We start from the raw sequence: 6,427 nt of genomic DNA on the forward strand, positions 1-6,427 counted from the left end.
GGTTTATTTTTAGTTTGGAAAGAGATTTACTCTACAAAATGAAAAAGTGCTACAGTTTCCGTTCGTGGTGAGCCTGTCGAACCATGACGGAAACCGACCCTTCGACGAGCTCAGGGAGAACGGTTTCCGTGGCAAAATTCAAATTTGTTAGCTGTACCTGCTCAATGGTGATGGCATCTGTATAGTCGCTAAATGCTCCCTTAAATTCATCTTGATAGGCAGGAATGCTGTTTAGCACCTTGACCACATGGTCATGTGTGGATGCCATTTCAAGGGGGTTCTCAATCGAGCCACCTGCTTGTTCTTGCAAAGTTTTGGCTCACCCGTCCCAAAATTGGGCAATCGCCAAGCCACTATTTAGCACGGTTGGTGAGTTAATCGGGCCTTCTGCCCATTTATGTCCGATAGATGTTGTCATGTTGTCCGTACCACCCATGGCAAGGTTATGACAAGAGTTGCACGACAGACCACCTGATTTGGATAGACGTGGGTCAAACCACAGCTTTTGCCCTAAGGCGACTATCTCAGGACTCTCAATCTTAGGAGTGGCGATGGGTTTGATGGGTTCATCAGGGCGAGTGCTGACCAGACTTGTCATGCTGGCAAGGTGTTCTACTGTGGTTGCTCCGTGCAGTCCCTGTGCGGTGGCAGGCGTGCTGGCGGTGCTAGAATCCGCCTTTGTGGCGACAAGCTCGCTTTGGCTTGGGATTCGGGCGTATTCGGTCAGCATAAACAGACCGATAAACACAACCGCCAACACAACCAGTAGGCACGAGACGGTAATCATTGACAAACCTAATTTTTTCATGGCTATCCCCTAAGGAATGGCTAAATACACATTTTGTTTATGGATTTAATATTAAAATGCTTTGCTAAATTTGTATATTGCAAAAAATTGATTATTTAAATAAAATTAATTTATAACCAAGTATTATAGTAAGAATTCAGCAAAAGTTTTGTGGATTTGAAACATAATAAACACAAATGACAAAGCCAGCCTTGATGTTGGTCAATAATACTACACTCATTCCTAAAATTTATAAAAATAAATCATTTGCCAAACTTTGCTAATACTTTTATTTTTGTACATGGGCTTTTAATTGTTTTGAAAAAGTTATATGATAATAACAATTCTTATTATCTATTATTTGCCGAGACAAGTCATGCCAAAGTTTATCCCATTATCCGCCTTATCACTTGCCGTATTATCTGGATTGTCCGCCTGCACCACGCCTATTTCCCAAAATACAAACACAAATGCAAATACAGATAAGCTCGCCATGACCGCCATACCCAGCTCTTTAACATTTAACCCCAATAATTACAAAACCATGACCATTACCCAAGACGGGCAAAGCCTTGTCGTGCGTGCCTTTGAAAATATTCCCTATGTGGCAAACCCTGCCGAGCCTGATTATCAAGTGATGAACATCTATATCCCCGAGTCGTATTTTACAGGCGATACTATCAATGGCTACACATCAGACACCGCCCCGATATTTTCCCCCCAATGGCGTGGGCGGATATATGCCCGCCAAGCCGATGACTGCCGAGAGCAGGGCAGGGCGAGACGGCAGAGTGCGAGCCAGTAGCGTTGCCACCGCTCTCATGCGTGGCTATGTCGTGGCAAGTGCGGGGGCTAGGGGGCGGACGCTTGGCACGGACGGCAACTACACAGACAAAGCCCCGTCCGTCATCGTGGATTTAAAATCCGCCATTGCCTACCTAAAAGCCAATGACGCCCTTATGGCAGGGCGAGCCGACCGCATTATCGCCAATGGCACGTCCGCAGGCGGGGCGATGTCGCTCCTTTTGGGGGCAAGTGGTGGTAGCACCGACTATCAAGCCGAGCTACAAAAGGCGGGGGCGAAAGTAAATGCCGATGACAGCGTGTTTGCCGTGTCCGCCTATGCTCCGATTACCAACCTTGAAAATGCCGATATGGCGTATGAATGGCAATTTAATGGTATGTTTGATTATCAAAAAATGCACATCTCTATGCTTGACTATAACGTCAAACGTGAACGCATTAAGGCAAGCCTAACGGACGAGCAAAAAATTTGGTCAAATGAATTAAAATCCAATTTCCCCAGTTATATCAATGGGTTAAAATTAACAGGGCATAACGGTCAAGCATTAACATTGGATGACAATGGCAACGGCACCTTTAAAGATGAAGTGATTTATCATTTAAATAACTCTGCCAATACCGCCTTTAAAAATGACACGGATTTGACCGAATTTGACTTTTTGGCACAAAGAAAATCTGCCAATCCTTTTTATGTGGCGGATTTTGATGGTTATCTGGCTTACCTAGGGCGTGGCAAGGGCGTACCTGCTTTTGATGCGACAGATTTGAGCAATGGCGAGAATAATTTGTTTGGCAATAAGACCGTAAACAATCAGCATTTTACCGCCTTTGGCAAAAAATACGGACAAGGGAGCATGGCGGATACCCAAACCGTCAAAATGATGAATGCGATGAATTATATCGCCCAAAGTCCCACCCAGTATTGGCGTATCCGTCATGGGGCAAAGGATAACGACACGTCCCTTGCCGTGCCTGTGATACTCGCCACCACCTTACAAAATCAGGGCAAGAACGTGGATTTTGCTCTACCTTGGGGTGTGGGTCATGGTGGGGATTATGATTTGAATGAGTTGTTTGATTGGGCGGATAAGCTCGTTAAGGCGAATGATGTGGGGAAATCCGAATAATTGCATAAGACAAACAAAAAGCCCAACATCACATTGGGCTTTTCATATTAACAAAGAAAATCAAAAAACGTCATCACACGCCTGTTTAAATCGTGCCACCGTGCCTGATACATCGGTCAATTTATCAAGCCCAAACAGCCCAATTCTAAAACTCTTATAATCAGACGGCTCGCCCACTTGTAGCGGTACGCCCCCTGCGATTTGTACACCGACTTTGGCAAATGCCACGCCTTTGTGTACGTCATCATTTGGGGCATGGCAGACGATTACCCCCACCGCTTGACTGTCTTTGTCCGCCACGCTTATGACCCCTTTGTCATTTAAGACTTGCAAAATGGCTTGCCCAAGCTCTATTTGGGCAGATTTGAGTTTGTCAAATCCTATCGCTTGGCATTCTTTTAGTGTGTCTCTTAACTGTCTTAGTCCGTCTGTGGGCATGGTGGCGTGATAGGCGTGTCCGCCATTTTCATAGGCGGTCATGATGTTCGCCCACACCTTTAAATCTAAGGCAAAACTTGTAGATTCGGTGCTTTGCACCAGCTCTTTGGCACGCTCAGACATCATCACAAGTCCACAGCAAGGCGTGCTGGACAAACCCTTTTGTGGGGCGGAGAGCAGTACATCAATGCCTAATGCTTTCATGTCAAGCCACACACAGCCCGATGCGATACAGTCAATTACCAAAATCCCACCCACGTCATGCACCGCTTGCCCCAGTGCCTTGATATAGTCGTCTGACAACATCATGCCAGAGGCGGTCTCAACGTGCGGAGCGAACACCACGCTTGGGCGGTTTTGGCGGATATGGGCGGTAACTTCGTTAATGTCGGCAGGGGCGAATGTGGCAGGATTGCCGTGGATTTGGGCGGTAAACACGTGCGTGGATTTGGCGATACGTCCTTTTTCCAAAATCTGCGTCCAGCGATAGCTAAACCAGCCATTTCGCACAATCATCACGTCCTTATCCGTGGCAAGCTGACGGGCGACCGCTTCCATGCCCGACGTGCCAGAACCGGGGACGATAGCCACGCCATCGGCTTGATACAGCCCCTTTAAAGTGGCGGATAAGTCTCTCATCACGCTTTGAAATTCGGCGGACATATGATTCAACGCTCGGTCGGTATAGACCACCGAATATTCCAAAAGTCCTTGTGGGTCAATGTCGTCTCGTAAGGCAGGCATGGTTTTGTCCTTAAAAAGTGGGTTAAAAATGGGTTTGGGATAATTTACAAAAATTTAGGATAAATTGCAAATGGTTTTTGCCAAATTACGCCTTAATGCACCGATTCGCTTACCTTGTGGCGGTTTTTAAGTTTAACGACAAGCCAAATAAACACCACAATCCCCACGACCGCAACCACCCCTGCCAATACAGGGGCGAATATGGCAAGTGCCGACAGCCCAATGGCGGTGCCGGTCTCTGCCAGTCCGATGACGGGATTGGCGACACCGGCGGTCGTGGCGGTTGAGACGGCTCTGGCACCTGCGGTCGTGGTCTTAATGGTTGCCGCTGCTCCGCCCCCTGCCACGATTGCCAACGCCCATGTCATCGCAGGGCTCATGTCGGTCAGACTGCCTGCCATGGCTATCGTACCTGCCATGCCTGCCAGTGGCACGGCAATGGTGTCAAGCAAATTATCCACAAACGGCACCAGATAAGACACGGATTCGACAATGCTCGCCACCGCCAAAATCACCAAGGCAGTCGTACTGCCTAGCCACAGCCAGCTCTCGCCTAAGGGTAATATGCCAAAATAGCTTGCCAGCGACATGCCAAACAACGGCACAAACACCCGAAAGCCCGAGCTTGCCGCCAAGCCAATGCCAAGACAAATGCTCAAAATCATCTCTGTTGTCATTTTATGCTCTTTTTAAAATAGGACTGTGCCATTATACAAAAATATCGGCAGGCGTGCGAATGATTTGTGTGTCAAACAATAAAAATGCCAAGCCCACCACCAAGAATCAATTAATATAAAAAACAACAACTTATAAAATAATTTTAAAAATTTTTAAAAAAATACTTGCACAAATCAAAAACTATGATATCATACGCACCACTTAGGAAACACCGCCGGCTTAGCTCAGTTGGTAGAGCAACTGACTTGTAATCAGTAGGTCGCCAGTTCGATTCCGGCAGCCGGCACCACTCCTAAGAAACCTTTCAGGTCAAGCCCGTTTATTGGGCTTAATCTTTTAACAGACCATTAAAAGACATGCCTGTATCACCCGGTGGGGTTGGGGAGCGGTCAAACCCAACAGACTGTAACTCTGTCGCGAAAGCTTCGAAGGTTCGAATCCTTCCCCCACCACCATATTTCCCTACCAAATACCCATGCGGGTGTGGTTTAGTGGTAGAACCTCAGCCTTCCAAGCTGATGGTGCGGGTTCGATTCCCGCCACCCGCTCCATTTATTAGCAAAACTATTTGCTCTTGTAGCTCAGGGGTAGAGCACTTCCTTGGTAAGGAAGAGGTCGCGAGTTCAATTCTCGCCAAGAGCTCCATATTTAACCCTTTGAAATGTTTATTTCAAAGGGTTTTTTGATGTAACTCTATCTATATCCCATCATTTCATCCCTTCTGTGGTATCTGTCTGCGTACCATTTGTTTTCTTAGTTTACTCCATGACTTATGACTGATTCATTTGCTTTTTGGGGTTGATTTGCCTGCTGTCAAAACATGCTTGATGACATTCATGAATTAAGTTTTTTAAAGCAGATGATTTCTCTGTTTTTAGGACGTGCCTACCTTTGGTATTTGCAATGGAAAACACCTGTTTAAAAAAGCAGGGGAATCGCACGTTTTTCAAGGAAAAGTTCGCCGTTGATATTGAAATATCAACAAGGATTTTGACTTCGAGCCACAATCCGACCACTTAACTGGGTAAATTTTAAGATTTTAACTTAACTTTTTAAATTAAGTGGTCGGATAGCCATTTTTCATGCAAAAATAGATAAAAGTTTTAAATTTTCATCTTATTTCATAAAAATGTTATCAAATGGTAGGTACGCCCTATTATTTATCCTTCGTTGCCGTAAAACCACCGACTTCAGGCGGTGGATATAAGGCAACTCCGTAGCTATGCTTACATACAGATGGTATTTAGTGCGGTGTATTCTGCTGTTCAATGTACTGGCGGATAATCTCAATTGGAGCACCGCCACAACTACCTGCAAAATAGCTAGGCGACCACAACGCATCACCCCATAACTGCTCTTTAATAGACGGATATTCTTTTTTACGCAATAACCGACTAGAAACACCTTTCAGACTATTAACTAGACTAGAAATAGCCACTTTAGGCGGATAAACCACCAATAAATGCACATGGTCGCTCTCACCGTCAAACTCAACTAATTGTGCCTCAAACCTTGAACAAACTTTCTCAAAGATAACTTGCATATCGTCTAAAATCTCTTTAGTGAATACTTTTCTGCGGTATTTAGCCACAAAGACCAAATGCACATGAATATTGTAAACAACGTGCCTACCACGTCTTAAATCATTTGACATTAAAATTAAACCAAATATATAATATACCTATCTCATTATACACAAACCCATGAAAACACTCAAGCTACGCATACGAGATAAACACACAGACCAACTTAACCGCCTAAGTGGTTCGGTCAATTTCGTATGGAACTACGTGAATGACTTGAGTTACAAGCAGCTACAAAAGACGGGCAAATTCTTTTCCGCCTATGA

5 protein-coding genes, 4 tRNA genes and 1 pseudogene are annotated in these 6,427 nt (G+C 45.2%); 6 read left to right on the forward strand and 4 right to left on the reverse strand.

The window, feature by feature from the left end; translation table 11 throughout:
• Window positions 1–49: 49 nt before the first annotated feature.
• Window positions 50–808: pseudogene (locus B5J94_RS12035) on the reverse strand (cytochrome-c peroxidase).
• A 355-nt stretch (window positions 809–1,163) separates the two neighbouring features.
• Here B5J94_RS12035 and B5J94_RS15115 point away from each other — a divergent pair.
• Window positions 1,164–1,592: a hypothetical protein gene (locus B5J94_RS15115; RefSeq protein WP_303620926.1), complete on the forward strand. Its 429-nt coding sequence runs from the start codon at window positions 1,164–1,166 to the stop codon at window positions 1,590–1,592.
• Complete coding sequence (locus B5J94_RS12040) at window positions 1,528–2,718, forward strand: subtype B tannase (protein ID WP_303620927.1); 1,191 nt, start codon at window positions 1,528–1,530, stop codon at window positions 2,716–2,718. Before B5J94_RS15115 ends, B5J94_RS12040 begins: the two co-directional genes overlap by 65 nt.
• 60 nt (window positions 2,719–2,778) lie before the next feature.
• Here B5J94_RS12040 and B5J94_RS12045 read toward each other — a convergent pair whose 3' ends face one another.
• Both B5J94_RS12045 and B5J94_RS12050 read right to left on the reverse strand, forming a co-directional pair.
• On the reverse strand, window positions 2,779–3,900 hold the full coding sequence (locus tag B5J94_RS12045; RefSeq protein WP_062500212.1) for an aminotransferase class V-fold PLP-dependent enzyme: 1,122 nt from the start codon (window positions 3,898–3,900) through the stop codon (window positions 2,779–2,781).
• Between the two features lie 92 nt (window positions 3,901–3,992).
• The gene (locus B5J94_RS12050; protein ID WP_062500214.1) at window positions 3,993–4,577 is read right to left on the reverse strand and encodes a DUF4126 domain-containing protein; all 585 of its coding nucleotides are present in this window, start codon (window positions 4,575–4,577) and stop codon (window positions 3,993–3,995) included.
• Window positions 4,578–4,791: 214 nt separating this feature from the next.
• Between B5J94_RS12050 and B5J94_RS12055 the strand changes: the two genes are divergently transcribed.
• From B5J94_RS12055 to B5J94_RS12070, 4 genes are all read left to right on the forward strand, one after another.
• Window positions 4,792–4,867: transfer RNA gene (locus B5J94_RS12055), tRNA-Thr, on the forward strand.
• An 82-nt stretch (window positions 4,868–4,949) separates the two neighbouring features.
• A tRNA-Tyr gene (locus B5J94_RS12060) sits at window positions 4,950–5,033 on the forward strand.
• A gap of 22 nt (window positions 5,034–5,055) precedes the next feature.
• A tRNA-Gly gene (locus tag B5J94_RS12065) sits at window positions 5,056–5,129 on the forward strand.
• 19 nt (window positions 5,130–5,148) lie between these two features.
• Window positions 5,149–5,223: transfer RNA gene (locus tag B5J94_RS12070), tRNA-Thr, on the forward strand.
• Between the two features lie 598 nt (window positions 5,224–5,821).
• On the opposite strand, the gene tnpA is transcribed toward B5J94_RS12070, so the two are convergent.
• A complete protein-coding gene (tnpA, locus tag B5J94_RS12075; protein WP_079364159.1) occupies window positions 5,822–6,232 on the reverse strand; it encodes an IS200/IS605 family transposase in 411 nt (136 codons plus the stop codon).
• Between the last annotated feature and the right edge of the window lie 195 nt (window positions 6,233–6,427).

Source organism: Moraxella lacunata (assembly GCF_002027545.1).
Classification (GTDB): Bacteria; Pseudomonadota; Gammaproteobacteria; order Pseudomonadales; family Moraxellaceae; genus Moraxella; species Moraxella lacunata.